Raw genomic sequence first — 26,506 nt, forward strand, 5'->3', positions numbered from 1 at the left:
TTGGCGTCCGACAGGTCTTCTGCCGTTTCAGGCGATGCTGACGACCGCCTCCTGCATAGCAACGCCATCGCCAGCCGGCACAATCCGCAGTGGCGTGGTTGTCAGGCCGTCCAGACCGGCGGCAAGCCGCACGTGACGGTCCGTCGGGCAGAGCTGCAGCGTTGGATCAAACCCGATCCAGCCCAGCCTGTCGTCAAAGGCTTCGGCCCAGGCATGAAAGCCCGTCAGCTTGTCCTCCGCCTCGGGGCCGCCCGGTGCAAGGTAGCCGGTGACGTAGCGTGCCGGAATGTCCAGCGCCCGACAGCTGCCGATGAAGGCATGCGCCAGGTCGGCGGCGCTGGCCGGTGGCCGGGCCGTTTGTCCGCTCGCCGTACCCTGGCTTTGGCTCTGCGCGCCATCGGCGCTCATCTGGGTCTGGCTCTGCTCCCCGGCATCGGCCACGCCCAGCGTCTCACCGACGCGCGCCATCAGCGCATGCAGGATGTCGATGCGGTTGTCCTTGCTGCTGCGGAACTTGCCATACAGCGTCACCGGCGGCCGGGTCAGCGCTGTGACACGCTTGTAGAGGGCCGCGACGGGCTCGCCACTCACCCGGCCGAGCACGCCGTGCCGGTCCGTCGTGGTCACCTCTCCGCGCACTGTCACCAGCAGCGTCCCCTCCGGCCGCGCCTGGTTCACCAGATGCACGCTGTTGCCATAGGCATCGGCGAAACGCGCCGCATTGCCGATGCCGGGCATCTCCACGCTCCAGCTGTCCACGCTCTGGCTGGGCCCGTTGATGGGCGTCAGCATCACCTGCAACACGGCATGGACCGTGCCGGCTGGCGGCGTGACGCTCAGTTGGTGTTCGATCGAGATGCGCATCAGTAAAAATTATAGCTTTCTGACAGCGTGTCCGACACGCGGTTGTTGCGGGCGATGAATTCGGTCAGGAATTCATGCAGGCCGTAGGTGAAGATGGTGTCCATGTCCGTGCCATCCACCATGCTGCGCAACTGGCTTGCGGCCTCGTCGCAGCTTTGCTTCTGACCATAGAACTGGCTCAGCGTCGCCAGATTGTCCTCGATGTACTTTGCGCAGAAGATCAGCGAGCGCGGCATTTCCGGTCGCAGGATCAGGAAGTCGGCGATGTTATGCGCCTTGTAGCGGTCATGATAGACATGGCGGTAGCTGCGATGGGCCGACGCGGCCCGCAGGATCAGCGTCCATTGCTGGATGTCGAGATCGCCGCCCACCATCTTCGCGCGCGGCAGCAGCACGTAATATTTCATGTCGAGGATGCGCGCCGTATTGTCGGCCCGCTCGATGAAATTGCCCGCCTGCAGGAAGGCAAAGCCATCGTCGCGCAGGATCGTGCCCAGCAGCGCGCCGCGGAACTGGTGCCCGATGTCCTTGACCCATTCGAGCAGGCCCAGCAGCTTGGCCCCGCGCACGTCGCGCGGCTTGATCTGGGAAAATTCCAGCCAGGCCGAATTGATCGACTCCCACATGTCGCTGGTGATCGCCGTGCGCACCGAGCGCGCATTGGTGCGCGCCGCCAACAGGCATGAATAGACCGAACTGAAGTTGTCCGGGTCGAACATCATGAAATTGGCCACGGTGTCCACATCGGCCACGCGGTCCTTGCTGGCAAAGGCCTCGTCGACCTCGGCCGCCTGCATCATGGACACCAGGTGCTCCGATGCCCCGCCTTCGCGCCGACTGGTCAGGCTCATGCGATAGCCCACCTCAAGCAGGCGGGCCATGTTCTCCGCCCGCTCCACATAGCGGCTGAGCCAGAACAGGTTCTGTGCCGTCCGTCCCAACATGGTCATGGGGTCGCCCCCCTTGTGACCAGGTATGGAAGGCAGAACGATACATGCTGTTTTCGAATGCTAGACTTCATCTTCAATCTTCCAGCACCCAGGTGTCTTTCGTGCCGCCGCCCTGGCTGGAGTTGACCACCAGCGAGCCTTTCTTGAGCGCCACGCGTGTCAGGCCCCCGGGCGTGATGCGCACTTCGTCGCCGATCAGCACATAGGGCCGCAGGTCGACATGGCGCGGTGCAATGCCGGCGTTCACATAGGTCGGGCAGGTGGACAGGGCCAACGTCGGCTGCACGATGTAATTGTCCGGCCGTGCTTCGATCTTCTTGCGGAATTCGGCGTGCATGGCCTTGGTCGAGGTCGGCCCCACCATCATGCCGTAGCCGCCCGAACCGTGCACTTCCTTGACCACCAGGTCGCCGATATTGGACAGCACCCAGTTGCGCTGTTCCTCGTCGGTGCAGTTGTAGGTCGGCACGTTCTGCAGCAGCGCCTTTTCCCCGAGATAGAACTCGATGATCTCGGGCACATAGGTATAGACCGCCTTGTCGTCGGCAATGCCGGTGCCCGGCGCATTGACCAGCGTCACATTGCCGGCGCGATAGGCGTCGAACAGCCCCGGCACGCCCAGCATCGAGCCAGGGTTGAACGTCAGCGGGTCAAGATAATCATCGTCGATGCGCCGATAGATCACGTCCACACGCTCGGGGCCCGTGGTGGTGCGCATATAGACCTTGCCGCCATCGACAAACAGGTCCGGCCCCTCGCACAGCGTTGCGCCCATCTGGTCGGCCAGGAACGAATGCTCGAAATAGGCCGAGTTATAGATGCCCGGGGTCAGCACCACGATATTGGGCGACGCACTGGCATTGGCCGGCGCCACGCTTTCCAGCGTCCGGCGCAGGTTTTCCGGGTAGTTCTCGACCGGCGCAACCTTCTGTCGCTGGAACAAGTCCGGCGCCAGGATCATCATCGCCTCGCGGTCTTCCAGCATGTAGGAAACGCCCGAGGGGGTGCGCAGATTGTCTTCCAGAACATAGAACGCGTCCGGGCCCACCCGCACGATGTCCACGCCGATGATATGGGCATAGATGCCGCGCGCCGGCTCCAGCCCCATCATCTCGGGGCAGAAGGCCTCGTTCTGCAGGATCAGCTTGTCCGGGATGCGGCCCGCCTTGAGGATCTCCTGGCGGTGATAGATATCATAGAGAAAGGCGTTGAGCGCCTTCACCCTCTGTTCGATGCCCTTGGACAGGCGCCGCCATTCCTGCGCGGCAATGATGCGGGGGATCACGTCAAAAGGGATCACCTTTTCCGTGCCCTCGGCAGATCCATAGACCGCAAAGGTGATGCCCAGCTTGCGGAAGATTGCCTCCGCATCCGACTGCATCAGCGTCAGCGCCTTGTCGGGCTGCTCCTCAAGCCATTGCGCCAGCGCCCGATAAGGTTCGCGGACGCTGCCATCCGGATTGTACATTTCGTCAAACGGCGGATTTTCGGCCATTCTACTCCGAGTGGTGTGCGGCTCGTCCCATCGCCTTCACATTGCTACACATTTGTAAGCATCCGTCCAGCCGCCATCGCGGCACAGACTCGATTGCCCGCTGTGAAGGCCGTGCATGTCGCTTTCTGACGCCTGGCGCCCAAGTTGGGCTTGCGATGGCAGGCCCACCCGCTAAGCTGCGCGCCAAAACAAAAGGACGTGCCCATGACCAAGCCCGCCATCGACATCCTGCAGACCCACAAGCTGCTGGCATCCTGCGAGGCGGGCCTGGCCGAGCGCTACACCGTCCACAAGCTGCATGAGGCATCCGACCGCGCCGCCTTTTTGGCCGAGGTCGGCCCGCGTATCCGCGCCATCGCCGGCGGCAATGTCGATTCCGCGCTGATCGCCCAGCTCCCCGCGCTCGAGATCGTCGCCAATTTCGGCGTCGGCTACGACAGCATCGACACCGCTGCGGCGCGGGCCGCCAATGTGCGCGTCACCAATACGCCCAGTGTGCTCAACGATGCCGTGGCCGAGCTCACCATCGGGCTGATGGTCGCTTTGGCGCGCCGCATTCCCCAGGCCGACCAGTTCGTGCGCCAGGGCAAGTGGCCCAACGCCGGCTTTGGCCTCTTTTCCGAGCTCACCGGCAAGACCGTGGGCATTCTCGGTCTGGGCCGCATCGGTAAGGAGATCGCCACAAGGGCTCAGGCCATGAAGATGCGCGTGGTCTATTACGGCCGCAAGCGGCAGCCTACCGAGCCACATATCTTCTACGACAATCTGGTCGACATGGCCCGCGACAGCGACTGGCTGGTGATCATTGCCCCCGGCGGCAAGGGAACCGAAGGCATCGTCAGCCGCGAGGTGCTCACCGCCCTTGGCCCCAAGGGCAGGCTGGTCAACGTCGCCCGCGGCACGCTCGTGGATGAACAGGCTATGCTCGAGCTGCTGCAGTCCGGCGGCCTGGGTGGCGCGGCGCTCGACGTGTTTGTCGATGAGCCCAATGTTCCCGCGGCCTTCTTCGGCCTCGACAATGTGGTGCTCTCGCCCCATCAGGGCAGCGCGACAACCCAGACGCGCGACGCCATGGGCGCCCTGGTCATCGCCAATCTCGACGCGCATTTCGCCGGAGAGCCGCTGCTGAGCGCGGTGGTCTGACCATGCTGACGCTCTATGGTGGCAAGCGCTCGCCCTTCGTCCGCCGCGTGGCCATCTGGATGGCCCTCCAGGGCACGCCCTACACGCGTGAGGTTGCCGACATCTTCGGCGCCGACTTCGAGAGCTTTTCCGCCCGCAATCCGCTGGTCCGCGTTCCGGTGTTGACCACCCCGCATGGCGATCTCATCGAGACCGCGGCCATCATCGACTATCTCGAAACCTCCGCCGCTCCCGATCAGCGCCTTCTGCCTGCTGCCGGCGCCGAGCGTGTGGCCTGTCTGCAGGTCATCGCCCTCGCCAATGCCATTGCCGAAAAGGGCGTGGCCTATGTCTACGAGACCGAGCGGCGGCCAGCAGAATTGGTCTGGCAGGCCTGGGTCGAGCGTCTGGCAACCCAGTTGCGGCAAGGCCTTGCATCTCTGGAGGCACAGGCGCCGGAATCGGGCTGGTTTGGTGGTGACGCGCCCAATGGCGCCGACGCTGCAGTGGTCGCGACGGTGGATTTCCTGGGTACGATTGCCGATTTTTCCGACGCAACCGGGCGGCCGCGCCTGGACGCCCTGGCCCGGCGAAGCCTCGATATCCCCGCCTTCGCCGCGTCTCATCCAACCGCTTCGTGATCCGCCCACCCTGCTTTGGGGGAACGGCAAACCTGCGTGCCCAGGGTTTCCCTCCACCGCTTTGACTGGTTAGGGTTCATGCAAGCCGGGTGCATGGTTGCGACTCGGTCCTGGGCAGTGGACGGAGTTCTGGCGATGACGCAATGGTGGCGCGGTGGGGTGATCTATCAGGTCTATCCTCGCTCCTTTCAGGACAGCAATGGCGACGGCGTCGGCGATCTGCCCGGCATCATCTCCCGGCTCGATCACATCGCCAGCCTGGGCATCGACTGCATCTGGCTGAGCCCCATCACCAAATCGCCGCAGGCGGATATGGGCTATGACGTGTCGGACTATTGCGAGGTCGACACTCTGTTCGGTTCGCTGGAAGATTTCGACACGCTGATCGAGCAGGCCCATGCACGGGGCATCAAGGTCATCATGGACCAGGTCATCAGCCACACCTCCGATCAGCACCAGTGGTTTCAGGAGAGCAAGTTCTCCCGCACCAATTCGCGTGCCGACTGGTATGTCTGGGCCGATCCCAACCCCGATGGCTCGCCACCCAACAATTGGCCGGCCGTGTTCGGCGGCAGCGCCTGGGAATGGAACGGCACGCGCGGCCAGTACTACCTGCACAACTTCCTGATCAGCCAGCCCGATCTCAACTTCCACAATCCGGCGGTGCAGGACGCGGTTCTCGATGTCCTGCGCTTCTGGCTCGAGCGCGGTGTCGACGGCTTCCGGCTCGACACCGTCAATTACTATTTCCACGACAAGAAGCTGCGCTCCAACCCGCCCGATCCCAAGGTCCTCAAGGGTCCCCATGCCCCCAGCCCCTATGAGTGGCAGGTGCATGAATATTCCAAGAGCCAGCCGGAAAACCTCGATTTCCTGCGTCGCGCGCGGGCGCTGCTCGATGAATTCCCCGGCAGCACCAGCGTCGGCGAGGTGGGCGACAGCCACAAATCGCTCGATTTGATGGCGGCCTACACATCCGGCGGTGACCGTCTGCACATGTGCTATGGCTTCGATTTCCTGGGGCCGCAGTTCACGGCGCACCATTTCCGCAGCCGCATTGAGCGGTTCTTCAAGGCCGGCCCCGATGGCTGGCCGTGCTGGAGCTTCTCCAACCACGATGTCCCGCGCCATATCAGCCGCTGGGCCGCGCATGCGGTCAGCCTGCCGGCCCTGGCGCGTCAGACCCTGGCATTGGTGCTGTCCCTGCGCGGCTCGGTCTGCCTCTATCAGGGCGAGGAGCTCGGCCTGCCGGAAACGGAACTGCTGTTTGAAGAGCTCACCGATCCGCGCGGCATTCGCTTCTGGCCCGAAGACAAGGGCCGTGACGGGTGTCGCACGCCCATGCCCTGGACTGTCGGCGAGGCGCCCAATGGCTTCACCACCGGCACGCCCTGGCTGCCGGTCAAGCCGGCCCAGTCGGCGCTCAGCGTCGCCAGCCAGGCTGGTGATGCCAATTCGACGCTGGCTTTCTATCGGCGGGTGCTGGCCTGGCGAAAGACGCAGGCTGTTCTGGCGCTGGGCGATATTGCCTTCTTCGATGTCAGCGAGCCGGTGCTGGCCTTCCGCCGGACGCTCGATGGGCAATCCATGCTCTGCATTTTCAATCTGTCAGCCGGCGCACATCAGCTGACACTGGCCGGCCTTCCGGCCGGCGCCGTGCTCGAGCCGGTGTCGGAAAGTGCGGCGATCACTGGCCGCTCGCTGCAACTGGGGGCCAATGGCTATGCCTTTGTCGCTCTGGATGCAGAGACAACGCTGAGCGTGGCCATTTCGACCTGACCCGGGGCGCCGCCTGTCGCGGCCCCGGGCCATAGGGGTTTGGGCCGCGATCAAATGGTGGTGGCTTCCGTCGTGCCACTGACCGGGGTCAGATAGACCGGATCCAGGATCACCATGCCGGTGCTGCCATCGGCCTTGGTGACATAGGCGCGCACGCAGCCGCTCCAGTCTTCCACGCCCGAAACGGCGATGCCCTTGGCTTCGAGCCGCTGCATCAGGCTGTCGGCATTGTCGCTGATCGAATAGCCGGCGTCGCAGCTGACGTCCTCGGCGCCGGTGGCGGCCTGAGCCGGAATGCTGACGGCCACGATCGAAACAGTGGCGAAGGCGGCGGTGATAAGGGTCTTGATCATTTTGAAGGTCCTTTGTTCGGGAGAAGATGGAACGTCTCCATCTAGCCCCGGGGCCCTTCTGGTCGCCAGTTAAGGCTTTGTCATATCAATGAAATCTAGGAAATTGCCCGGCAATGTGCTGGACAGGTTCCGTCCACTTTTGCCCGCGTGTGACGGTGTGCTTCCCGCTCGCTGCGGCAACTCCGCACCTTCAGTCGCGACCCTATTGCACGCGGCGATAGGTCACTTTCGCACGTGTGCTATTGCACGCGGCGATAAGTCCCCGGCTCGAAATACTGCATCTCCTCGCCGCCCTCGGGCTTGCGCACATAGGCGCGAAGGCAGCCGCCCCAGCGCTCGACGCGGGTGGCGTCCACACCAAGTCGACGCAGGTTCATCAGGTCAAACTGGTTCTGGTCGTCTTCGCTGATGTCGGCGCCCAGGCCCAGGTTGAACGAAAAGCTCAGGCCCTCGCCGCTGCCGCTGCAGATGGCGGCGCTTGCGGGCAGGGCTGTGAACACGACAAGGCCGAACGCGGCCAGACCGGTGCGAAACATCTCAGGGTCTCCTTTGCCCGTCATCATGCGTCGCCATTGTGGCGCTCTCGCGTCGCCGGATCAGCAGCACCACCGTGGGTATCGCGAGCGACAGCATCAGCAGGCGCAACACATGGTGGGCCGCAATGAAGGCGGTGTCATAGCCCAGCGCCACGCCCAGTGCGCCCATGCCCTCCAGCGCGCCGGGGGCCAGTCCCAGCCAGATCTGGCCATAGGGCATGTCGACAACCAGGCTCACCAGGCCAGCCATCAGGGTCACGATGCCCACGGTCATGCTCGTCGCGATCAGCCCCCCCTTTGCCGCGGCCAGAAACTCCTGCCGCCCGATACCGGCAAAGCGCGAGCCGATCAGGGCGCCCGTCAGGATGAATGTAACCGTCACCAGCGGCAGCGGCATGGCCGCGCTATAGAACCCCGCGAGCTTGCCCACAGTGGCCGCGGCCATCGATCCCAGCACAAAGCCGGCCGGAACGCGCAGGCGCAGGAAGATGTAGCCGACAACCGCACAGCCGGCAGCCAGCCCAAGCAACGGCCCGATGCCGAGGAATGAGGTCGCCACCCGTGGTTCGAAATGGTCGATCGGCAGGAACATTGCGCCGATCGGCACGCAGATGGTCAGCATCAGGATGCGGATCACCTGGATGATCACGATCTGGCGCGGATTGCCGACACCCGCCGAGGCAATGCCCATCACGAACGACAGATGTCCGGGAAAGGAACTGAGATAGGCCGTGCCGGCGTCGAGCTTGAACAGCCGCGCCAGCATCCAGCCCGTCGCCGCAACGATCAACACCAGCTCGATTGCCAGGGCAGCGATGCTCACTGGCCAACTCGACATCAGCGTCAGGCTGTCCGGCGCGACGCTCGCGCCCATCGACATGCCGATCAGCAGAAAGGCCACGTCGCGCAGCCGGTCCGGCATGCGCATGGGCAGTCCGGCCATGGACGCGAGCGCCACCGCCAGCGCGCCACCCATCAACCAGCCAGCCGGAAGCCCGGCCAGGGTCGCCAGGCCGCCGCCCGCTGCCGAGACCAGCAGGGTGAGGACCACAGGGAGAACCGAACGCAGCTGGGCTGGGAGTGCTGACATAGTGCCTGAAGATGACGAAACAGGACGCCGCTGGGAGGCGGGCCGTCCTTGGTTGCAGCCGACGCGGAAAGACCCGGCGAGCCTACCCGTGGTCAGGCCACGGGCAGTGCTCGCTCTGCCAGGCGCACCCAATAGCTGGTCCCCACCGGGATCACGGCATCGTTGAAATCATAGGTGTCGGTGTGCAGTTCCGAGCTGTCGCCATTGCCCAGGAAAATATAGGCCCCGGGCCGCGCTTCCAGCATGAACGAGAAGTCTTCCCCGCCCATCGATGGCTGCACCTCGGCGTCCACCCGCTCGGCCCCCACCACGTCGCTCGCGACTTCGGCCGCAAACTCGGCCTGCGCCGCCGAATTCACCGTCACCGGATAGCCGCGCGCATAGCGCACGCTGGCTTCAGCACCAAAGCTGCGGGCAAACTGCGGTACGAAATCGGCTAGGCGCTGCTCGATCTGGTCCTGAACCTCCAGATCCAGCGTGCGAACGGTGCCGGTGATCTTGGCGGTGCGCGAGATCACATTGTCGGCCTCGCCGGCTTCCACCATCGTCACCGACAGAACGGCATTGGCCAGCGGGTCGACGTTGCGCGACACGATGGACTGCAGCCCCACGATCATGTTCGCGGCCACGATGATGGGGTCGATCGTCGTCTGCGGCCGGGCGGCATGGCCGCCGCGGCCTTCGATGTCGATATAGAACCGGTCGGTCGCCGCCATGATGCCGCCGGCGCGGATGCCGAAATGCCCCACCGGCATGCCGGGCCAGTTGTGCAGGCCATAGAACTCGTCGATGCCGAAGCGCTCCACCAGCCCGTCTTCCAGCATGGCGCGCCCGCCGGCGCCGCCCTCTTCGGCGGGCTGGAAGATCACGGCAATGCGCCCGTCAAAATTGCGCGTCTCGCACAGATACTTGGCCGCGCCCAGCAGCATGGCGGTGTGCCCGTCATGGCCACAGGCATGCATCTTGCCGTCGACGGACGAGGCATAGGCCTTGCCGGTTTTTTCCGTCATCGGCAGGGCATCCATGTCGGCGCGCAGGCCGATGGTGCGTCCGCTGCTGTTGCTGCGCCCCTCGATGATGCCGACGACGCCGGTCCGCCCGATGCCCGTCACCACGCTGTCGCAGCCGAATTGGGTGAGCCGCTCCGCCACGATTCCCGCTGTCCGTTCAACCGCGTACAGAATCTCCGGATGCGCGTGAAAGTCCTGCCGCCAGGCGGCGATTTCGTCGGCAAATTCGGCGATGCGGTTGATTACGGGCATGGGGTGAAGTCCGAAGCAGTCAATTCTGGGTCAGTGTCGCTGACCCAATCGATGCGGTCAACACTAGCCTATCCCACCCGCCAATGCCATGCGGCCCGGCCAGTCCGGCCGAGCATCCTAGTAGTTCACCGCCACCATCTGGTGCCCCAACAGGCTCGGCACCACAAAATCGACGCTGCCGTCGCGGGCGACGAAGTCAACTGTCGTGCCGGATGGCACTAGCGTCACTGACTTGGGTTGTGTCGGCACCTGCAGCCGCACCTTGATGTCCTTGAGTTCGATCAGGTCCTGGATCGGCTGGATATTGGCGTCCCACAGATTGCCACGCATGGCGGGGGTGGCGAACAGCAGATGCACGATATCGCGCTGCTCGTCGGCCTGGTGGCGCACCGTCACCCGTCCGGCGCGCGGCAGCGAGGTCTCGACCAGCTTTGTCTGACCCAGCGCGAAACCGATCAGCTTTTCCGCCATTTCCAGCATGCGCACGGCGCCCACCTGGTGATAGGCCGAGAACACCGGGTGGCTGCAATAGACGTAATTGCCCTTGTGCACGCCGCTGGCATAGCCCGAGGCCTCCGGCCGCACCGGCGAGTGGATATGGCCGGAGAAATGCTTGGGCGTGCGGTCGAAATAGGGCTCATGCACATCGCCCAGGCTTTCGCCGTCGGTGACGTGGATGCGTTCGCTGGGCACATACATGAACATCGGCTCGCCGATGCCGTCCGCCTGCAGCGCTGCAATGGGCCGCGCGTAGTCGCCGCCGACCATGGGCGAGGTGCCCTGCCACTCGGCCCCAAGATCGAACACAAAGCCGGTCTCGGCGTCGATACCCGAACGCCCGGTCAGCAGCACGCGGCCGCCCTTGGCCACATAGGCCTCGATCTTTTGCTTCAGCGCTTCGGCGACCGGCACGGCATCGGGCAGGATCAGCAATTGATAGCGGCTGAAATCGCTTTCCGTGTCGAGCACGTCAAAGCAATAGCCGGCTTCCAGCAGCACGCGCACCGCGCCATCGTCCACGCTCGAATGCCGCGCCGGCGCGCCCGATTCCTGTGTGCTCTCCACTGCTTCCAGCGACAGCAGGCCAATCTGCGCCCGGTTCTGGCTGCCGCGCGCCCAGGGCTCGCGCTCGGCCACCCACTGATAGGCCGGGCTGATGATTGACATCGTCGCCGGGTCGATCCGGCCGGTGGGATGCAGATGGTCGCCGATCGAGCATCCCGCCCCATGCGCCAGCATCGCCCCGCATTCATAGACCAGGGCTTCGGGGCGCTTGTAGCCGCCGATTTCACCCCAGGTGAAATGGAACTTGCCCGTCATGCCGATGAAGGGAATGCCCAGGGGATCGACATAGCGCGCGCTGACCGGGAAATGGTCATAGCCCCAGCCCGCCGTCGGCAGCGATTCCAGCTCGAGATGGGTATTGTAAGCCTGGTGCCGCGCCGCCGGACCGCGCACCACATGCCCCGAGTTGAAGAACAACGGCATCTTGGCATCGTGCCGGCGTACGGTGGCGGTCACGGTCTCGTAGAAATTGCGCACGCTGTCGCGCACGAACCGTTCACGGTCGGTCTCGTTCTCCCAGTCCAGTCCGGCCCGGTCCATGGCGCGTCGCGCATGGATCGACACCGACTGCATCTGGAAGCAGATGTCGATGAAAATGCCATCGGCATCGCCATAATTGGTCATCACCTCATCGATCTGTCGGCCCAGATAGTCGAGATAGGGCGAGGAAAAGTCGAGAAAGGCCCAGCCCGTCGGATTGTTGTCGCGCGAGCGCACCAGCGTCTCACCCGGCGGCGACACCAGCCGCCACTCCGGATGCGTATCGGCGGCATATTCGTCCCAGGCGGCCGACAGATACACCGGCGTCTTGATGTCGGCGCCATGCAGCGCATCGATCTGCCCGCGCAGCAGGTCAAAGCCCAGGCCGGGATGCATCCGCCCGATCTCGGTGGGGTGATAGGAATGCCCGTGGTGGCATTTGGAAAACACCGTCACCGAATCCACTGCCGCATCGCGGAAGGCGCCGGCAAAGGCCTTGGGGTCAAAGGCCGTGCCAATGCCCTCGATCAGGGGCGAGGTGTGGAAATCCAGGTGAATCTGGCGGAAGCGCATGGCCGGGGTAACTCGGTAACTAGAGCGAACGGGGGAAGGCGATGCTGCGGCCGTCGGGGCCGAAGGCATAAAGCCGGCTGGCATCCAGCCTGATGCTGGTGTGCGCGCCGAAGCGGGCCTCCACCTGATAGGGCCGGTGCACCGCGACATAGCCTTCCTGGGATTCGGAATCGAAGGTGCGCAACGCGCCGGTGTCGACATAGACCAGGGCCTCGCGGCCCAGGTTCTCCACCACGGCGGTGGTGCCCTTGATCTCGATGCCGCCGGCGCCATCGAGCGCCTCGGGGCGGGCGCCCAGCACGATCTCGCCGCCCACGCCCGGCCCTTCGCCCTCCAGCGTCAGGTCAAGATTGAGGTCCACGCCCGGCAATTGCACCGAAATCGCGCTGCCATCCTGGCGCACCACGCGGCCGGCGAAGAAATTCATGCGCGGCGTGCCCAGGAACCCGGCGACAAAGCGGTTGGTCGGCCGGTTGTAGAGCTCGAGCGGCGTGCCGGTCTGTTCGATCTGCCCGGCATTGAGCACGACGATACGCGAGGCCATGGTCATGGCCTCGGTCTGGTCATGCGTCACATAGACCATGGTGGCCTTGAGCTCGGCATGCAGACGCCCCAGCTCGATGCGCATCTGCGAGCGCAACGCGGCATCCAGGTTCGACAGCGGCTCGTCGAACAGGAACACATCGGGCGAGCGCGTGATGGCGCGGCCAATGGCGACGCGCTGCTTCTGCCCGCCCGACAGGGCCTTGGGCTTTTTCTCCAGATGCTCGGTGATGCGCAGGATTTGCGCGGCACGCTGCACCGCCGCATCGATCTCGGCCTTCGGGCGCCCGGCCATCTTGAGGGCGAAGCCCATGTTCTGCGCCACTGTCATATGCGGATAGAGCGCATAGTTCTGGAACACCATGGCCACGCCGCGCTGGGACGGATCGTCATGGGCAATGTCGCGGCCATCGATGCGGATGGCGCCCGAGCTGATGGTCTCGAGCCCGGCAATCGAGCGCAGCAGCGTGGACTTGCCGCAGCCCGAAGGGCCCACCATCACCACGAATTCGCCCGGCTCGGCGCGGAAGCTCACGCCTTTCAGGGCCTGGAAATTGTCGTAGCTTTTCTTGACATTGTCGATTTCGAGACTGGGCATGATGCCTCCTATTTGCCGAGGCCGGCGAGACTGCGCACGAAGTGGCGCTGCGCCAGGATGAAGAGGATGAGCAGGGGCAGGGTGGCTATGGTCAGCGCCGCCATGATCGCCGGCCAGTCCGAGCTGTATTGGGTGGTCAGGCCATAGATGCCCACCGGCAGCGTGCGCACCGATTTCTCGGTCAGCATCATCAGCGCCAGAAGGAACTCGTTCCAGTTGAACACCGCCTGGAAGATCGCCGCGCTCGCCACCACCGGGCCGGACAGCGGCACCACGATGCGAAAAAAGATCTGCAACCGGCTGCAGCCATCCAGCCGCGCTGCCTCTTCCAGCTCACGCGGGAATTCGAGGAAGAAGGCGTAGAACAGCACGGTGGTGAACGGGATGCCGAAGGCCGCATAGGGCAGCACAATGCCCAGCTGGGAATTGAGCATGTGGCCGCCCGAAACCATCTGGTAGAGCGGCACCAGCACGCTCTGCACCGGAATGGCGAAGCTGGCGATGATCAGGATATAGAGCCACTTCATCACCTTGGCTTCCGAGCGCGCCAGCACATAGGCGGCCAGGCCCGACGTGGTGATGATCACCGCCACCGACAGCACAGTCACCAGCAGCGAATTGAGCATGAAGCTGCCGATGCCGATGTTCCAGGCGCGCTGGAAGGCGGAGAGGTTGAGGCTCCCCGGCAGGCTCAGCGGCTTGGTGAAGATTTCGGCCTGGCTCTTGAAGGCCGAGATCAGCATCAGCCCGATGGGCGCCAGCACGAAGATGGTCCACACCGTCAGGATCAGGTGCATGCCGATGGCGACAAGCCGTGTACGTCCGTTCATGGCTCAGCCCCTGCGCGACAAGGTGAGCTGCAGCCAGCCGAAGCCGAGCGCCACCACCAGAAGAATGACCGAAAGGGCGTCGGCATAGCCCATGTTGCCCAGCGTAAAGGCCTGCAGATACGTGTAGCTGCCGATCACCTGGGTGGCATTGGCCGGCCCGCCGCCGGTGGTCACGAACACCAGGTCGAACACCTTGAGGCCCCCGATGATGCAGATCAGCGTGCCCACCATCAGCACATTGCGAATGCCCGGCAGAGTGATGTGCACAAAGGCACGCCAGCCCTTGGCCCCGTCCAGCGCGGCGGCCTCATAGAGTTCCTTGGGAATGGCCTGCAGCCCGGCCAGCACCAGCACCATCTGGAAGCCGACGTTCTGCCAGGCCGCGATCACCAGCAGCATGTAAAGCGAGATATTGGGGTCGCCCAGCCAGCCCAGCCGGGGCGGCGTCAGGCCAATGCCTTTGATCACGGCGTTCAGCGGGCCGACATTGGGATCAAAAATCAGGATCCAGACAAAGGCCACCGCGATCGAGGAGATGATCACCGGCATGAAGATGATGGTGCGGTAAAACGTATTGCCCCGGCGCACCCCGCGATCGAGCAGCGCCGCAAACAGCGTGCCCAGGCCCACCTGGGTGATGATCGAGCCGATGATCAGGAAGATGTTGTTCTTCAGCGCCGTCCAGAACACCGGGTCAGCCATGGCGCGGGCATAATTGCTCAGACCCACGAACACCCAGTTCTGCGAGGTGATGCCGAATTCATAGAACGAGCCGACCACGGCCAATACGGAGGGGATCAGCACCAGCACGCCGACCAGCAGCAAGGCCGGCGCGAGCATGCCGGCGGACATCCAGCGATCGAGCATACGGGAGGGGGATTGTGACACGCGGCAGACCTGTGGCTGGCCAGAAGGGAGGGGGCGACGACCAGCCGGCCGCCGCCCCCCAGGGAGAGTGGTTCGCTTAGCTGGCGGCCTTGGCCTGGGCTTCGAGCGCCACCTTGCGGATGGCTTCGACGGCCTGGTCAGGCGTCATGGTGCGGTTGAGCACTTCCACGGTGGCGTTGAGATAGGCTTCCGACACGGCCGCATCGAGCAGCACGTCGAGCACATTGACGCCCTGGGTGAAAGTGCCGACATCGGCAGCCAGTTCCTTGAACAGCGGGCTCACGCCTTCGACCGTGTCGATCTTGGCCGGGTTGGAGGGCATGAACTTGGTGTATTCGACGAACTTGGCAGCCTGGTCGTCCGACACCAGGAAGCTCAGCCAATCGACGGCTTCCTGCGGATGCGCCGTCTTGGCCGACACCTGGAAGCCTTCGGGCACCAGGAAGTTGGCGCCGGCATCGCCGCGGCCGCCATCAACCACCGGCAGGCGGAAGAAGCCGACGTCGGTGAAGCCTGCCGTCTCAAAGCCAGAGATGCACCAGCTGCCGCAGAATTCCATCGGCGAGGCCTGGCTGGAGAACATGGTGTCAGCGACGGTGTAGTCGGTGGCGTTCGGGGCTTCTTCAAAGCAGCCGGCGTCCTGCAGGTCCAGCAGGTCCTGGAAGGCCTTGGCATAGCCGGCGTCGGTGTAGAGCTCGTCGGCGGGACGCGACAGATCATAGTCGGCAGCGGTACCGTCCACGCCCAGTTCGCGCTCATTGAGCATGGTCATCCAGTGGATGGCCTTCCACCGCGTCTTGTTGCCCAGCGGCATCGGCACGGTGTTGGGGTCGATCGTGCGGATGGCCTTGCACAGCGTGCCCAGCTCGGCCAGCGTCTTGGGGACTTCCAGCTTGTGCTCGGCGAAATAGGCGGTGTTGTAGAACACATATTTGCTCACCGCGTCGGCCGGCACGCCATAGAGCTTGCCGTCATAGCGGAAGGCGTCGAGATAGCCTTCGCCCACCGTGGTGCCAAAGGCGCCCGGTGCATCGGCATAGCTGGTCAGGTCCAGCGCCAGCCCGTCCTTGGCCAGCCGCTTGGCATCGTCGCCAGACCAGTTGAAGAACACATCCGGCCCGTCGCTGCCCACCAGCGCCACCTGCAGCCCGGTCTTGTAGGGGTCGCCGGGGAAGGTCTGGTGTTCGATGGTGACGTTGGGGTGGGTCTTTTTGAACTCTTCGGCGGCCTGGGCGATGAATTCCGGATAGCCGGTATTGTCCAGGGTCCACATCTTGATGGTGACAGCGTCCTGCGCCAGGGCGGAACCGCCGGCGAGAGTCGCCAGCGTAGCGGCGGCAACAAGCGCGCGCATGCGAGGCATCATGAGCATTGGGCAACCTTTCGCGATCGACGTGAAGGTGCGGCCGACAGCGGCCGAACCAGTGCGGAGCCCTCTGCCGAACATGTTCGGTAATCTCGGGTCCTGTGGCGACTATAGGACCGAAAACCCCATTGACAATAGTCGAACAGCGCTCGAACTTCTTCGAAAATTCATCGAACCCGAGGCTGTTTCAATGGCAACAATGCGCGATGTCGCCCGACTGGCCGGAGTCTCGGTTTCCACCGTGTCCCTGTGCCTCACAAATAGCGGCCCGGTGGGCGCGGAGACGCGCGCCCGGGTCGAGGCCGCCGCGCGCGATCTCAACTATCACACCGGTCCGGTCGAACACGGCGCCAAGCGCGGTCGCAGCCGGCTCATCGGCATCCTGCTGGGCGATGTCTACAATCCCTTCTTCGGCCGCATGCTCGATCGGGTGGATGCCGCCGTCTCCGCCGTCGATCACATGCTGATCGTCTCCATGACCGGCATCGACAAGGAGCGCGAGATCCGCGCCCTCGATCAGCTCCGCCGCTATCGCCCCGCCGGCGTGCTGATGGCGCCGCTGCGCAACAATGCTGCCCTCCAGCGCCGCCTGCGCACGCTGGACATGCCCGCCGTGCTGGTCGATCAGAATGTCGATGATGTGCGCCTCGACTATGTCGGCTCCGACAATACCCTGGCCACCCGCATGCTCACCGAATATCTGGCGCGCATGGGCCATCGGCGCATCTGCTATCTGGGCGGGCGGCTCGATCTCTCCAACTCGGTCCTCCGCCGCCAGGGCTTTCGCGATGGCCTCGCCGCCACTGGCGTGCCGGAAGCCGAAACCATGGAGATCACGGCCGACTACAGCGCCGATCAGGCCTATGCGCAGACCATGCGGGTGATGACCATGACGCGGCGCCCCACGGCGATCCTGGCTGCCAGCAATATGATGGCCATCGGGGCCCTGCAGGCCATCAACGATCTCGGCTTCAACTGCCCGCGCGATGTCTCGCTCTGCGGCGTCGACGAAGTGCCCTGGGGCGGCGTCATCCAGCCGCGCATCACCACAGTGGCCCAGCCGGTCGACGAATTGGCCGACATTGCCGCCGCTTGGCTGCTCGAACGCATCATCGGCCGCGGTGGTCCACCCCGCCAGCATATCGCCGTGCCCAAGCTGATCCTGGGCTCGTCCTGCCAGCCGCCGTCCAGCTAGCGCGCTGCGGCCAGTTGCAATGACAAGAGGCGCCGCTGCCGGAGCAGGGCGCCTCATGTGATGTCGTCCCGGCACAGCGCAGTAGCGCTGTCGCGTCAGAACTTGACGCTCAGGCTTGCGCTCAGGCCCTGGTTCGCCGCTCCGGCGCCGAACTGTCCGCTGTAATTGACGCTCAGCGCCGTCGCCGCAGTGATTGCGGCGCTGAAGCCGGCCTCGACCACGGCGAGGTCCTGCGCCACCGGCGCGCCGGACACGGTGAAGGCGCCGCTGCCGACGAGGGTATTGCTGCTGGACGGCGTGGCGCCGGCCAGGGTGTGCCGCCAGCCCGCCATGGCCTTGGCGGTGATGGCCGTGCCATTGAGGTCAAAGCTCGTGCTGGCGCGCAGGCCCAGCGTGGTGAAGGTTGCATCCACCACCGAACCACTGCCCGACAGGGCCGCAACGCCGCCCGTTTCGCTGAAGCCGGCCGTGTTGACGTTGACATAGGCGAGGCCGGCGAAGGGCTCGAATGCCACATCGCCCAAATCCATGGAATAGTTCAGCTCACCATAGGCCTGGGTCGTACCCGCACCATATTTGGCCGACAGTGCGTTGCTCACCCCGCTCAGGCTCACCGTGCGCTTGCTCGACAACTCGTTCCAGCCATGGTTGACGCCAAAGCTGAAGCCAACCGCATCCCACTGCCCGCCGCCATAGACGCCGACGCTATAGGTGTCGGCATTGACACTGCCGCGGCCATCGTCCACCGCCATTGTCGAATGCCCATAGCCGCCGACAAAGCCGAGGCGGAAATTGTCGACCACTTCCCCGTCAGCGCCAAGCAGGAAGCCGCCGCCGGTCCGTGTCATGCTGGCGGCATTGCCATTGCCGGCCGATGTGCCCACGGCGCCATAGCCCTGCATCCAGACCGCGGTCTCCGTACTGCCGCTCGACAGGGCGATCCGCCCGCTCGTCGCGCCCCGCACAAAGCGGCTGTCTTCGATCAGGCCGGTCTGGGCCGAGGCATAGGCTTCGCCCGAGAGCTGATCGAAATTGGCGCGCGCCTCGGCGGCCGTCGCCGAGGCCGCAATGCCGATGCGCAAGCTATTGCCCGCCGCCAGCGCCGTCACCGCATTGGCGGTTGCAAGCTGGTTTTGCGTCTGGGCGACCGAGGCGAAACTGGCCGTCTGCACGCCCTTGAGCTTGAGCGCATTGACGCTGTAGTCCGCCGCCAAGGTGTAGAAGGCCGAGATCGCGGTATCGCCGGTCAGCGTATAGGTTCCTGTGATGCCGCCTGCCGCCGTCAGCACGGTGTAGCTGGCATCAGGTGCGATGGCCCCGCTGCCATATTTGGATACGTTCAGCACGGCACCGGCGCCGATAGTCGCCGTGCCGGTTGCCGCGATCAGGTCCGACGTCGCACTGCCCGGCACCACTTCGGCCTGATAGGTCGAACCCGCCGCCTGCACGAAATTGCCCGCCACATTGAGCGTTCCAGGGCTGTTCCCTGGCGCGACCGTTGCCCCGTTCTGCACGGTGGTGGGCCCAACCGTGCCCGAGCCCGAAAGGCGCGCGCCGCTGGCGATGGTCACCGCGGAACTGCCATTGTTGCCGTTGACGACCAATTGGCCGCTTGAGACCAGCGTTGTACCGGTGAAGCCGCCGCCGTCGCCCGAGAAGGTCAGCACGCCCGCCCCGGTCTTCTCGATGCTGTCGAAGTCGCGGAACTGGCCGGTCGTCCCCACCGAGAGCAGCGAGACGGAAGCCGAACTGCCGGTCTCGAGCACCAGCGTGTTGCTGCCTGTGCCGGCCTGCACCACGCCGTCGATCTTGTAGGTCTCCGCGTTCAGCACCAGGCGATTGGTGCCATTGCCGAACTGGATTGCCTTGCCGCCGCTGTTGTTGCTGATGGTGCCAGAATTGCGAATGGTCGTGTCACCATCCCCGGTCACCACGGCCGCCTCGGTGGCCGACGTGGAGATGATTGTCCCGGTGTTCTCCAGGACATTGGTGGTGCCGGCCAGTTTGACACCATTGCCGGCGGCAGTGATGCTGCCGTCCTGCGTCACCGTGACCTTGCCCGATGGCGTTTCTGCCAGAATGCCGATCTGGTTGGCCTCGATCGAGCCGCCCTTCTGGTTGGTGACCACCACATTGCCCGATGTGTCGGCCTGGGCATGGATGCCATGGTGGCCGGCACCGGTATCGGTGTGAGTCAGGTCGTTCTGCGAAATCAATCGCCCGCTATTGGTCGCCGACGCGTCGTCCTGGGTCGACCAGGCGACAAGGGCGATATCGTCCTTGGCCGTGACCGTGCCGCTATTGGTGACCGAGGCCTTGCCATTGCTGGACCAGGCGACCAGGCCCTGCCGGGTCTGGCTTTCCACGGTGCCGTTGTTGGTGATTTTGGCCAGCCCGTTGTAGCTGATGGCCCGTGCTGCCGCCAGGGCCGCGATCACATCGCCGGAATTGTCGATGCTCACCGTGCCGCCCACGCCAGTGCCGTCAGCATAGAGCCCGCGCGCCTGAACCGACCGCACTGAGCCGCTGTTGATCAGCGTGGCATCGCCATTGTTGGAGGTCAGGGTAATGCCGTCCTGGCCTGCGCCATTGGCCCGCACCGTACCGGCCGAGTTGGCATAGACCCGGCCCGAGGTTTCATTACGCAGCCAGATCGCACCCATGTCGCGATCAGAAGTCAGGTTCACATCCTTGCCCACCATCACAGACAGATTGGTATTGGCCCGGTTGCTGAACACAGCCACCGCCGGATAGTCGGTGCGATGAATGGTCGTGGTGCCGATGATGTTGAGCGTGGCGTCCAGCGTGGCGGTGGTGCCGGTGGCAGGGTTGAAGTTCAGTTCGCCTGATGTCACCGAGTCGACCGTTGCCGAGACCGTGCCGTCCACCGGCGTGATGGTGATGGCGGTGCCGGTGCAGCTGACGACACTGGCATTGCCGGTTACCGAACAGGCTGCCTCTGCGGGGCTGGCCAATAGCAGCATACCCAACAGCGGCGACAGCGCTGTCGCCAGCAAGAGGCCTGCAGAGCCGCTCACGCGACCTACGGTGTTCATCACTGGTGCAAGATCGAAACTCTCGCCGGGAGCGGGGCGGAAAACCTGAACTGAGATTGTCAAAACCCTTGCCTTCACAAATGCTTGGGCGGAAAATTGCGCCTGCCCCTCGCAATTGGCGCACGATCTGGATGAAATACTGGCCCAGTCATCGTGTTCAGCTGCCCTGGAATCGGTGGCAGCGCGCCATGGGTGGCACTATCCGCTGTCCCTGGCTGCACCACTATGACAAAAGGACAGACATCCACCGAAAATTGAGGCGCATCAGTCGTTAAACTTCCGGGGCGCAAATGCGGCGCCAGGCAGGAGACAGTCGCCGCCGACCGCTTGGCTACGCGGCTTTCCCGGCCATGCGCGCCCTGTTCAGGTTGTCAGGGGCACGGCGACATCCGGCAGTGTTTTCCAACAATCCCCCGCGCCCTAGCCCAAATTTCCCCGCCTGCGCCTTGTCCCGTTGCGCGCAATTTGACATGACACCGCCAACCTTGCGGAGCAGCCCATGAAAATCCTGGTCGCCATCAAGCGCGTCGTCGATCACAACGTCCGCATCCGCGTGCGGCCCGATGGCTCTGGCGTGGAAACCACCGGCGTGCGCATGTCGATGAACCCCTTCTGCAAGCATGCCGTCGAGGCTGCCGTGCAGCTCTCCGAAGCCGGGCATGGCGACGAGATCGTCGTGGTCTCCATCGGCCCCAAGGCCGCCAATGATGTGATCCTGACTGCGCTGGCCATGGGCGCCCATCGTGGCCTGCTCATCGAGACCGACGCTGCGCTCGAAACCCTCGCCATTGCCAAGCTCCTGGCCAAGGTTGTCGATGAGGAAACGCCCGATCTGGTGCTCTTGGGCAAGCAGGCGGTCGACGACGACAGCAATCATGTCGGCCAGATGCTGGCGGCCCTCACCAATCGCCCCCAGGCCACCTTTGCCTCCGAGATCAAGGTGGTCGGGCAGGGGCTTGAGGTCACCCGCGAGATCGATTCCGGTCGCGAGACCCTGGCCCTGCCGCTCCCGGCCATCGTCACCGCCGACCTGCGCCTCAACACGCCGCGCAATGCCGCCCTGCCGCAGGTGATGAAGGCGCGCTCCAAGCCGCTGGCCGTGCGCCCCGTCGCCGAGTTCGGCGTCGATGTGGCGCCGCGCCTCGTCATCGAAACCATATCGCCGCCGCCCGAGCGCGTGGCCGGAAAGACCGTCGCCTCGGTCACCGAACTGGCGGGCATCATCGCCACCGATCTCTCCACCATGGAGGCCTTGTGATGAGCGTTCTGCTGATTGCCGATGTCGATCAGGGTGCCCTCGCGCCCGCCACGGCCCGCGTGCTGTCCGCCGTCGCCGGCCTGGGTCCGGTTGACGTGCTCGTGCTGGGCGACGATGCCGATGCGGCGGCTGCCGAAGCCGCCAATCTGGTCGGCACCGCCCGCGTTCTCGTGGCCAAGGGCCCGGTTGCCGTCGATGCGGACAGCGATGCTATTGTTGCGCTGTCGTCAGGCTATCACTTTGTTGTCCAATCGGCGGGAAGTGTCGGTCGAGATCGCATGCCGCGTGTAGCAGCCCGGCTCGATGTCATGCCCGTCACCGACATCATCCAGATCCTGGCGCCCAACCGCTTCGTGCGGCCGATTTACGCCGGCAACGCCCTGGAAACCGTGCGTGATGATCAGCCCATCCATGTGCTGACCATCCGTGCCTCGGCCTTCCGCGCCGCGGCGACAGGCAATGCCGCGCCCGTCGAACGCCTTGATCTGTCAATGCAATCTGCAGTCCGACTGATCGCCACCCATCGCACGCCCAGTGACACGCCAGACCTGGCGACGGCACAGGTCGTCGTCGGCGGCGGCGTCGCGCTTGGCTCGGCCGAGAACTTCCAACTGGTTGAAAAACTTGCCAAAAAACTCGGCGCAGCCATCGGCGCAACCCGCGCTGCCGTCGATGCAGGCTTTGCCCCCAATGACTGGCAGGTCGGCCAGACCGGCAAGATCATCGCCCCCGATCTCTATATCGCCATTGGCATTTCCGGCGCCCTGCAGCACCTGGCCGGCATTCAGGGCGCCAAGAAGATCATCGCCATCAACACCGATCCCGAAGCCCCGCTGGTCAAGCTCGCTGACGTCGCCCTTATCGGCGATCTGTTTGACATTGTACCGAAATTGACCGCCGAACTGGAAAGGCTCGGCGTCAAGCGCTGAGCCATTCGACCAAAAACCAACGCCTGTCTGCGATTGCAAAATCCCTGCCGGCGCCTATAAAGGCCCCGCATTCCCACCGGAACGACTCCTGCCATGTTTGAGACCCTCTCCAAGGCCCCCGGCGACAAGATCCTGGCGCTCATGGGCGAATACGCGGCCGACCCGCGCCCCACCAAGATCGACCTTGGCGTCGGCGTCTACAAAGACGAGCAGGGCGTCACCCCCATCATGTCCTCGGTCAAAAAGGCCGAGCAAAAGATCCTTTCCGAAGGTAAGACAAAGACTTACCTCGGCATTGCCGGCAACAAGGGCTACGGCGCTGCCGTGCTCGATCTGGCCCTGGCCGACAGCGTTGACCGCAGCCGCGTCCGCATTGCCCAGGCGCCCGGCGGCACCGGCTCGCTCTGGGTGCTGATGCAACTGGTCAACCGTGCCAAGCCCGGCGCCACCGTCTGGGTGTCCGATCCGACCTGGCCGAACCACAATCCCATCGCCGAAAACTCCGGCCTTGTGGTCAAGACCTATCCCTATTTCGACACCGCCACCCGCGGCGTCAAATTCGAACAGATGCTGGCTGCCCTCGACAAGATGGGCCCGGGCGATGTCGTGCTGCTGCATGGCTGCTGCCACAACCCCACCGGCGCGAACCTTACCAATGCCCAGTGGGACAAGGTTGCTGCCAGCCTGGCGCGCACCGGCGCCTTGCCCTTCATCGACCTGGCCTATCTCGGCTTTGGCGACGGCCTGCTCGAAGACGCCTATGGCACCCGCAAGGTCATTTCCTCGGTTCCAGAGGCGTTGATTGCCTTCTCGGGCTCCAAGAACTTCGGCCTCTATCGCGAACGCGTCGGCGCCGCCATTCTGGTGGCTCGCGACGCTGCCCAGGCTGATGTGGCGCAGTCCCAGCTGCTCAATATCATCCGCGGCGCCTATAGCCAGCCGCCCGATCATGGTGCCGAGATCATCCGCACCATTCTTGAGGATGCTGAGCTGCGCGCCGAGTGGGAGGCCGAGCTCAACCTGATGCGCGCCCGCATGATCCGCCTGCGCGAAAAGCTCAGCGCTGCTATCCGCACCAAGAGCAATTCGGCCGATTTCGACTTTATTGCCGATCATCGCGGCATGTTCTCGCTGCTGGGCCTGCCCAACAGCGTGGTCGAACATCTTAAGGCCAACAATGGGGTCTATATGATCGGCGACAGTCGCATCAACGTCGCAGGCATCCCCGAAGATCGGGTCGATGATCTCGCTGACGCATTCCTGTCGGCCATGAAATAGCCCCAGCAATTGGCCTTGCGGCAAGTCTTTGCCGTGCTACACCTTTTGCCCATGGGCAAGTCTGAAGACATTTAGGAGGGAACCATGAAGTTCTTCGTCGACACTGCGGAAATCAAGGACATCAAGGAGCTCTATGCGACCGGTCTCCTCGATGGCGTCACCACCAATCCCAGCCTGATCGCCAAGTCGGGCCGTGACTTCAAGGAAGTCATCGCCGAGATCTGCGCCCTGGTTCCCGGCCCGGTTTCGGCCGAAGTGGCGAGCCTGGAATATGAAGGCATGGTTGCCGAAGGCGAGCACCTCGCCAAGATCGCCGAGAACGTGGTCATCAAGCTGCCCCTGACGCTCAATGGCCTCAAGGCCACCAAGTACTTCTTCGACAAGGGCATCAAGACCAACGTCACCCTGTGCTTCTCGGCCAACCAGGCCCTGCTGGCTGCCAAGGTCGGCGCGACCTATATCTCGCCCTTCCTGGGCCGTCTGGATGACATCAACCTCGACGGCGTCGAGCTGATCGAGAACATCCGCCAGATCTACGACAACTACGCCTTTGACACCCAGATCCTGGCGGCCTCCATCCGCTCGCCCAACCACGTGACCCAGGTTGCGCTGGCCGGCTCCGATGTGGCCACCATTCCGCCCGACGTGATCCGCAAGCTGGCCAACCACCCGTTGACCAACGCCGGCATCGACGGCTTCCTCAAGGATTGGAAGGCCACCGGCCAGTCCATCCTCTAGGGCGTCGCAAGCCAATAACCGACCTGGTGGTGCGCACGGCGGATCACAAGGCCATGCTACCGAGACCTCGCCCTTCGCTACGCTCAGGGTGAGGTCTTTTGCTTTGAGAGGCCCTCATGGCTGACACCGATCTTGCCGCCGCCATCAAATCTGCCCTCGCTGCCGTGGAAATCCCCGGTGGCGGCGACCTTGCTGGCTATGCCGGCCTCTCCGATATTATCGTCACCCCCTCGGCCGTGGCCTTTGCCATCGCCGTGGCTCCCGGCATGGAGGCCGCCTTCGGCCCGGCGCGGGAAGCCGCTCAGCACGCAGCCCAGGCCGTTGCCGGCACCCGCAAGGTCATGGTCTCGCTCACGGGCGGCAAGGCCCCACCAAAGGCTGGCCCGACCTTCTCGCATGGCAAGCCGGTCCCGCCGGGCAAGACCGCCGTTCCCGGCGTCCGCCGGATCATTGCTGTCGGCTCCGGCAAGGGCGGCGTTGGCAAATCCACCACCGCCGTCAACATCGCCCTGGCGCTGCAGGCCGAAGGCTTGCGCGTGGGCGTACTCGATGCCGATCTCTATGGGCCCTCCATCCCCAAGCTGCTGGGGCTCGAAGGCCAACCGGCCATCCGCGACGATGGCATCTTCACGCCCCATGCCGCCTTTGGCCTCAAGGCCATGTCGATCGGCTCCATGCTGGTCAAGGACCAGGCGGTTGTCTGGCGCGGGCCGATGGCCACCTCGGCGCTCCGCCAATTGCTGCGCGAGACGGACTGGGGTGAGCTCGACGCCCTGGTGGTCGATTTGCCCCCCGGCACCGGCGATATCCAGATTTCTCTGTTCCAGCAGGCCACCGTCGACGGCGTGGTCATCGTCTCCACGCCGCAGGATCTGGCCCTGATCGATGCCAAGAAGGCCATCGACATGATCAAGCGCTTTGACGTGCTGCTGCTCGGCCTGGTCGAGAACATGAGCTATTTCATCGCGCCCGACACCGGCAATCGCTACGACATCTTTGGCTCTGGCGGCGCCGAGCGCGCTGCCGGCGAACTGGGCATGCCATTCCTGGGCGCCGTGCCGCTGGTCATGTCCATCCGCGAGGGTTCTGACAGCGGCGTTCCACCGCTGGTCGCTGCGCCCGATGGCCCGGAATCTCAGGCCTATCGCGCCATAGCACGCCGCATTCTGGCTCAGGTCGCCGTCTGACGTGCCAGCGCGTTAATCATTTGTTAGCGGGCCGGCTTCAGACTTGAGCCATGGCTATCATTCAGCGAGTGAGCGCGTACGACGCTATTATGAACCAGCGGGCCCGCCGTGCCGACGCGGCAGCGCTGGCCGAAGCGCGTTCGGCCGCGCGCAAGGAAGCAGCCGAAAAAGCCATGGCGCGCTCGGAATCGGTGCGCTCTGCGATGTCCAACAACATCAACCAGACCGTCTCCAATGGCATTCAGCTCACCTCACAGCTAGTCTCGACGCGCGTCAACGCGGCCAACAAGGCCAAGGCCGAAGAGATCGCGGCCAAGGCCGACGCGATGATGAAGCTCGCCTGATCGGCGGCCATTCCCTTCCGCAATCGATTGCATAAGCCTTTCCGCTGCGCTATCGGCTAGTCTGCCTATCGCCGCGACAGACCTGC

At 64.3% G+C, this 26,506-nt stretch carries 23 protein-coding genes; 10 read left to right on the top strand and 13 right to left on the bottom strand.

What is annotated here, in order from left to right:
- Positions 1–27: 27 nt before the first annotated feature.
- The 3 genes from K1177_RS00575 to K1177_RS00585 form a co-directional block, all read right to left on the bottom strand.
- Positions 28–864, bottom strand: a complete 837-nt coding sequence (locus K1177_RS00575) for a transglutaminase family protein (protein ID WP_224701218.1) — start codon at positions 862–864, stop codon at positions 28–30.
- A complete protein-coding gene (locus K1177_RS00580) occupies positions 864–1,814 on the bottom strand; it encodes an alpha-E domain-containing protein (protein WP_224701220.1) in 951 nt (316 codons plus the stop codon). Before K1177_RS00580 ends, K1177_RS00575 begins: the two co-directional genes overlap by 1 nt.
- A 73-nt stretch (positions 1,815–1,887) precedes the next feature.
- Positions 1,888–3,309, bottom strand: a complete 1,422-nt coding sequence (locus K1177_RS00585) for a circularly permuted type 2 ATP-grasp protein (RefSeq protein ID WP_224701222.1) — start codon at positions 3,307–3,309, stop codon at positions 1,888–1,890.
- 204 nt (positions 3,310–3,513) lie between these two features.
- On the opposite strand from K1177_RS00585, the gene K1177_RS00590 reads away from it, so the two are divergent.
- The 3 genes from K1177_RS00590 (at position 3,514) to K1177_RS00600 (ending at position 6,851) form a co-directional block, all read left to right on the top strand.
- Complete coding sequence (locus tag K1177_RS00590) at positions 3,514–4,452, top strand: 2-hydroxyacid dehydrogenase (protein WP_224701224.1); 939 nt, start codon at positions 3,514–3,516, stop codon at positions 4,450–4,452.
- 2 nt (positions 4,453–4,454) lie between these two features.
- On the top strand, positions 4,455–5,072 hold the full coding sequence (locus K1177_RS00595; protein WP_224701226.1) for a glutathione S-transferase family protein: 618 nt from the start codon (positions 4,455–4,457) through the stop codon (positions 5,070–5,072).
- 135 nt (positions 5,073–5,207) lie between these two features.
- Complete coding sequence (locus tag K1177_RS00600) at positions 5,208–6,851, top strand: alpha-glucosidase family protein (RefSeq protein WP_224701228.1); 1,644 nt, start codon at positions 5,208–5,210, stop codon at positions 6,849–6,851.
- A gap of 50 nt (positions 6,852–6,901) precedes the next feature.
- Here K1177_RS00600 and K1177_RS00605 read toward each other — a convergent pair whose 3' ends face one another.
- The 9 genes from K1177_RS00605 to K1177_RS00645 form a co-directional block, all read right to left on the bottom strand.
- Positions 6,902–7,204 (bottom strand): PepSY domain-containing protein, encoded by a 303-nt coding sequence (locus tag K1177_RS00605; RefSeq protein ID WP_224701230.1) that lies wholly within the window; start codon positions 7,202–7,204, stop codon positions 6,902–6,904.
- 239 nt (positions 7,205–7,443) lie between these two features.
- The gene (locus K1177_RS00610; RefSeq protein ID WP_224701232.1) at positions 7,444–7,740 is read right to left on the bottom strand and encodes a hypothetical protein; all 297 of its coding nucleotides are present in this window, start codon (positions 7,738–7,740) and stop codon (positions 7,444–7,446) included.
- Between the two features lies 1 nt (position 7,741).
- Positions 7,742–8,830 carry an AbrB family transcriptional regulator gene (locus K1177_RS00615; protein WP_224701234.1) on the bottom strand — a complete coding sequence of 363 codons (1,089 nt, stop codon included), beginning with the start codon at positions 8,828–8,830 and terminating at the stop codon, positions 7,742–7,744.
- A gap of 92 nt (positions 8,831–8,922) precedes the next feature.
- Positions 8,923–10,092 carry a M20 aminoacylase family protein gene (locus K1177_RS00620; RefSeq protein ID WP_224701236.1) on the bottom strand — a complete coding sequence of 390 codons (1,170 nt, stop codon included), beginning with the start codon at positions 10,090–10,092 and terminating at the stop codon, positions 8,923–8,925.
- Positions 10,093–10,209: 117 nt separating this feature from the next.
- Entirely contained in the window at positions 10,210–12,210 is a 2,001-nt protein-coding gene (locus K1177_RS00625; RefSeq protein WP_224701239.1) for a beta-galactosidase trimerization domain-containing protein, read from the bottom strand.
- A gap of 19 nt (positions 12,211–12,229) precedes the next feature.
- Positions 12,230–13,351 (bottom strand): ABC transporter ATP-binding protein, encoded by a 1,122-nt coding sequence (locus tag K1177_RS00630; RefSeq protein WP_224701241.1) that lies wholly within the window; start codon positions 13,349–13,351, stop codon positions 12,230–12,232.
- An 8-nt stretch (positions 13,352–13,359) separates the two neighbouring features.
- Positions 13,360–14,181 (bottom strand): carbohydrate ABC transporter permease, encoded by an 822-nt coding sequence (locus tag K1177_RS00635; RefSeq protein ID WP_224701243.1) that lies wholly within the window; start codon positions 14,179–14,181, stop codon positions 13,360–13,362.
- Between the two features lie 3 nt (positions 14,182–14,184).
- Positions 14,185–15,069, bottom strand: a complete 885-nt coding sequence (locus tag K1177_RS00640) for a carbohydrate ABC transporter permease (RefSeq protein ID WP_224701245.1) — start codon at positions 15,067–15,069, stop codon at positions 14,185–14,187.
- A gap of 76 nt (positions 15,070–15,145) precedes the next feature.
- Positions 15,146–16,423 (bottom strand): ABC transporter substrate-binding protein, encoded by a 1,278-nt coding sequence (locus tag K1177_RS00645; RefSeq protein WP_224701247.1) that lies wholly within the window; start codon positions 16,421–16,423, stop codon positions 15,146–15,148.
- Between the two features lie 202 nt (positions 16,424–16,625).
- Here K1177_RS00645 and K1177_RS00650 point away from each other — a divergent pair, with 202 nt between their 5' ends.
- Positions 16,626–17,630, top strand: a complete 1,005-nt coding sequence (locus K1177_RS00650) for a LacI family DNA-binding transcriptional regulator (RefSeq protein ID WP_224701249.1) — start codon at positions 16,626–16,628, stop codon at positions 17,628–17,630.
- A gap of 95 nt (positions 17,631–17,725) precedes the next feature.
- On the opposite strand, the gene K1177_RS00655 is transcribed toward K1177_RS00650, so the two are convergent.
- Positions 17,726–20,668 carry an autotransporter outer membrane beta-barrel domain-containing protein gene (locus K1177_RS00655; protein WP_224701251.1) on the bottom strand — a complete coding sequence of 981 codons (2,943 nt, stop codon included), beginning with the start codon at positions 20,666–20,668 and terminating at the stop codon, positions 17,726–17,728.
- A 517-nt stretch (positions 20,669–21,185) separates the two neighbouring features.
- On the opposite strand from K1177_RS00655, the gene K1177_RS00660 reads away from it, so the two are divergent.
- The 6 genes from K1177_RS00660 to K1177_RS00685 all read left to right on the top strand — a co-directional run bounded on the left by K1177_RS00660 (position 21,186) and on the right by K1177_RS00685 (position 26,420).
- The gene (locus tag K1177_RS00660) at positions 21,186–21,944 is read left to right on the top strand and encodes an electron transfer flavoprotein subunit beta/FixA family protein (protein ID WP_224701254.1); all 759 of its coding nucleotides are present in this window, start codon (positions 21,186–21,188) and stop codon (positions 21,942–21,944) included.
- Positions 21,944–22,873 carry an electron transfer flavoprotein subunit alpha/FixB family protein gene (locus tag K1177_RS00665; protein ID WP_224701256.1) on the top strand — a complete coding sequence of 310 codons (930 nt, stop codon included), beginning with the start codon at positions 21,944–21,946 and terminating at the stop codon, positions 22,871–22,873. Before K1177_RS00660 ends, K1177_RS00665 begins: the two co-directional genes overlap by 1 nt.
- 93 nt (positions 22,874–22,966) lie before the next feature.
- A complete protein-coding gene (locus K1177_RS00670; RefSeq protein ID WP_224701258.1) occupies positions 22,967–24,151 on the top strand; it encodes an amino acid aminotransferase in 1,185 nt (394 codons plus the stop codon).
- A gap of 84 nt (positions 24,152–24,235) precedes the next feature.
- Positions 24,236–24,889 (top strand): fructose-6-phosphate aldolase, encoded by a 654-nt coding sequence (fsa, locus tag K1177_RS00675; protein WP_224701260.1) that lies wholly within the window; start codon positions 24,236–24,238, stop codon positions 24,887–24,889.
- Between the two features lie 116 nt (positions 24,890–25,005).
- Positions 25,006–26,076, top strand: a complete 1,071-nt coding sequence (locus K1177_RS00680; RefSeq protein ID WP_224701263.1) for an Mrp/NBP35 family ATP-binding protein — start codon at positions 25,006–25,008, stop codon at positions 26,074–26,076.
- Positions 26,077–26,165: 89 nt separating this feature from the next.
- Positions 26,166–26,420 carry a hypothetical protein gene (locus K1177_RS00685; RefSeq protein ID WP_224701265.1) on the top strand — a complete coding sequence of 85 codons (255 nt, stop codon included), beginning with the start codon at positions 26,166–26,168 and terminating at the stop codon, positions 26,418–26,420.
- Positions 26,421–26,506 lie beyond the last annotated feature (86 nt).

The organism is Devosia aquimaris (assembly GCF_020169335.1).
GTDB classification, from domain to species: Bacteria; Pseudomonadota; Alphaproteobacteria; order Rhizobiales; family Devosiaceae; genus Devosia; species Devosia aquimaris.

Excerpts from the sequence above, each read along its gene's own strand:
- K1177_RS00575 (WP_224701218.1), bottom strand. The coding sequence starts at position 864 with ATGCGCATCTCGATCGAACACCAACTGAGCGTCACGCCGCCAGCCGGC.
- K1177_RS00580 (WP_224701220.1), bottom strand. The coding sequence starts at position 1,814 with ATGACCATGTTGGGACGGACGGCACAGAACCTGTTCTGGCTCAGCCGC.
- K1177_RS00585 (WP_224701222.1), bottom strand. The coding sequence starts at position 3,309 with ATGGCCGAAAATCCGCCGTTTGACGAAATGTACAATCCGGATGGCAGC.
- K1177_RS00590 (WP_224701224.1), top strand. The coding sequence starts at position 3,514 with ATGACCAAGCCCGCCATCGACATCCTGCAGACCCACAAGCTGCTGGCA.
- K1177_RS00595 (WP_224701226.1), top strand. The coding sequence starts at position 4,455 with ATGCTGACGCTCTATGGTGGCAAGCGCTCGCCCTTCGTCCGCCGCGTG.
- K1177_RS00600 (WP_224701228.1), top strand. The coding sequence starts at position 5,208 with ATGACGCAATGGTGGCGCGGTGGGGTGATCTATCAGGTCTATCCTCGC.
- K1177_RS00605 (WP_224701230.1), bottom strand. The coding sequence starts at position 7,204 with ATGATCAAGACCCTTATCACCGCCGCCTTCGCCACTGTTTCGATCGTG.
- K1177_RS00610 (WP_224701232.1), bottom strand. The coding sequence starts at position 7,740 with ATGTTTCGCACCGGTCTGGCCGCGTTCGGCCTTGTCGTGTTCACAGCC.
- K1177_RS00615 (WP_224701234.1), bottom strand. The coding sequence starts at position 8,830 with ATGTCAGCACTCCCAGCCCAGCTGCGTTCGGTTCTCCCTGTGGTCCTC.
- K1177_RS00620 (WP_224701236.1), bottom strand. The coding sequence starts at position 10,092 with ATGCCCGTAATCAACCGCATCGCCGAATTTGCCGACGAAATCGCCGCC.
- K1177_RS00625 (WP_224701239.1), bottom strand. The coding sequence starts at position 12,210 with ATGCGCTTCCGCCAGATTCACCTGGATTTCCACACCTCGCCCCTGATC.
- K1177_RS00630 (WP_224701241.1), bottom strand. The coding sequence starts at position 13,351 with ATGCCCAGTCTCGAAATCGACAATGTCAAGAAAAGCTACGACAATTTC.
- K1177_RS00635 (WP_224701243.1), bottom strand. The coding sequence starts at position 14,181 with ATGAACGGACGTACACGGCTTGTCGCCATCGGCATGCACCTGATCCTG.
- K1177_RS00645 (WP_224701247.1), bottom strand. The coding sequence starts at position 16,423 with ATGCGCGCGCTTGTTGCCGCCGCTACGCTGGCGACTCTCGCCGGCGGT.
- K1177_RS00650 (WP_224701249.1), top strand. The coding sequence starts at position 16,626 with ATGGCAACAATGCGCGATGTCGCCCGACTGGCCGGAGTCTCGGTTTCC.
- K1177_RS00660 (WP_224701254.1), top strand. The coding sequence starts at position 21,186 with ATGAAAATCCTGGTCGCCATCAAGCGCGTCGTCGATCACAACGTCCGC.
- K1177_RS00665 (WP_224701256.1), top strand. The coding sequence starts at position 21,944 with ATGAGCGTTCTGCTGATTGCCGATGTCGATCAGGGTGCCCTCGCGCCC.
- K1177_RS00670 (WP_224701258.1), top strand. The coding sequence starts at position 22,967 with ATGTTTGAGACCCTCTCCAAGGCCCCCGGCGACAAGATCCTGGCGCTC.
- fsa (WP_224701260.1), top strand. The coding sequence starts at position 24,236 with ATGAAGTTCTTCGTCGACACTGCGGAAATCAAGGACATCAAGGAGCTC.
- K1177_RS00680 (WP_224701263.1), top strand. The coding sequence starts at position 25,006 with ATGGCTGACACCGATCTTGCCGCCGCCATCAAATCTGCCCTCGCTGCC.
- K1177_RS00685 (WP_224701265.1), top strand. The coding sequence starts at position 26,166 with ATGAACCAGCGGGCCCGCCGTGCCGACGCGGCAGCGCTGGCCGAAGCG.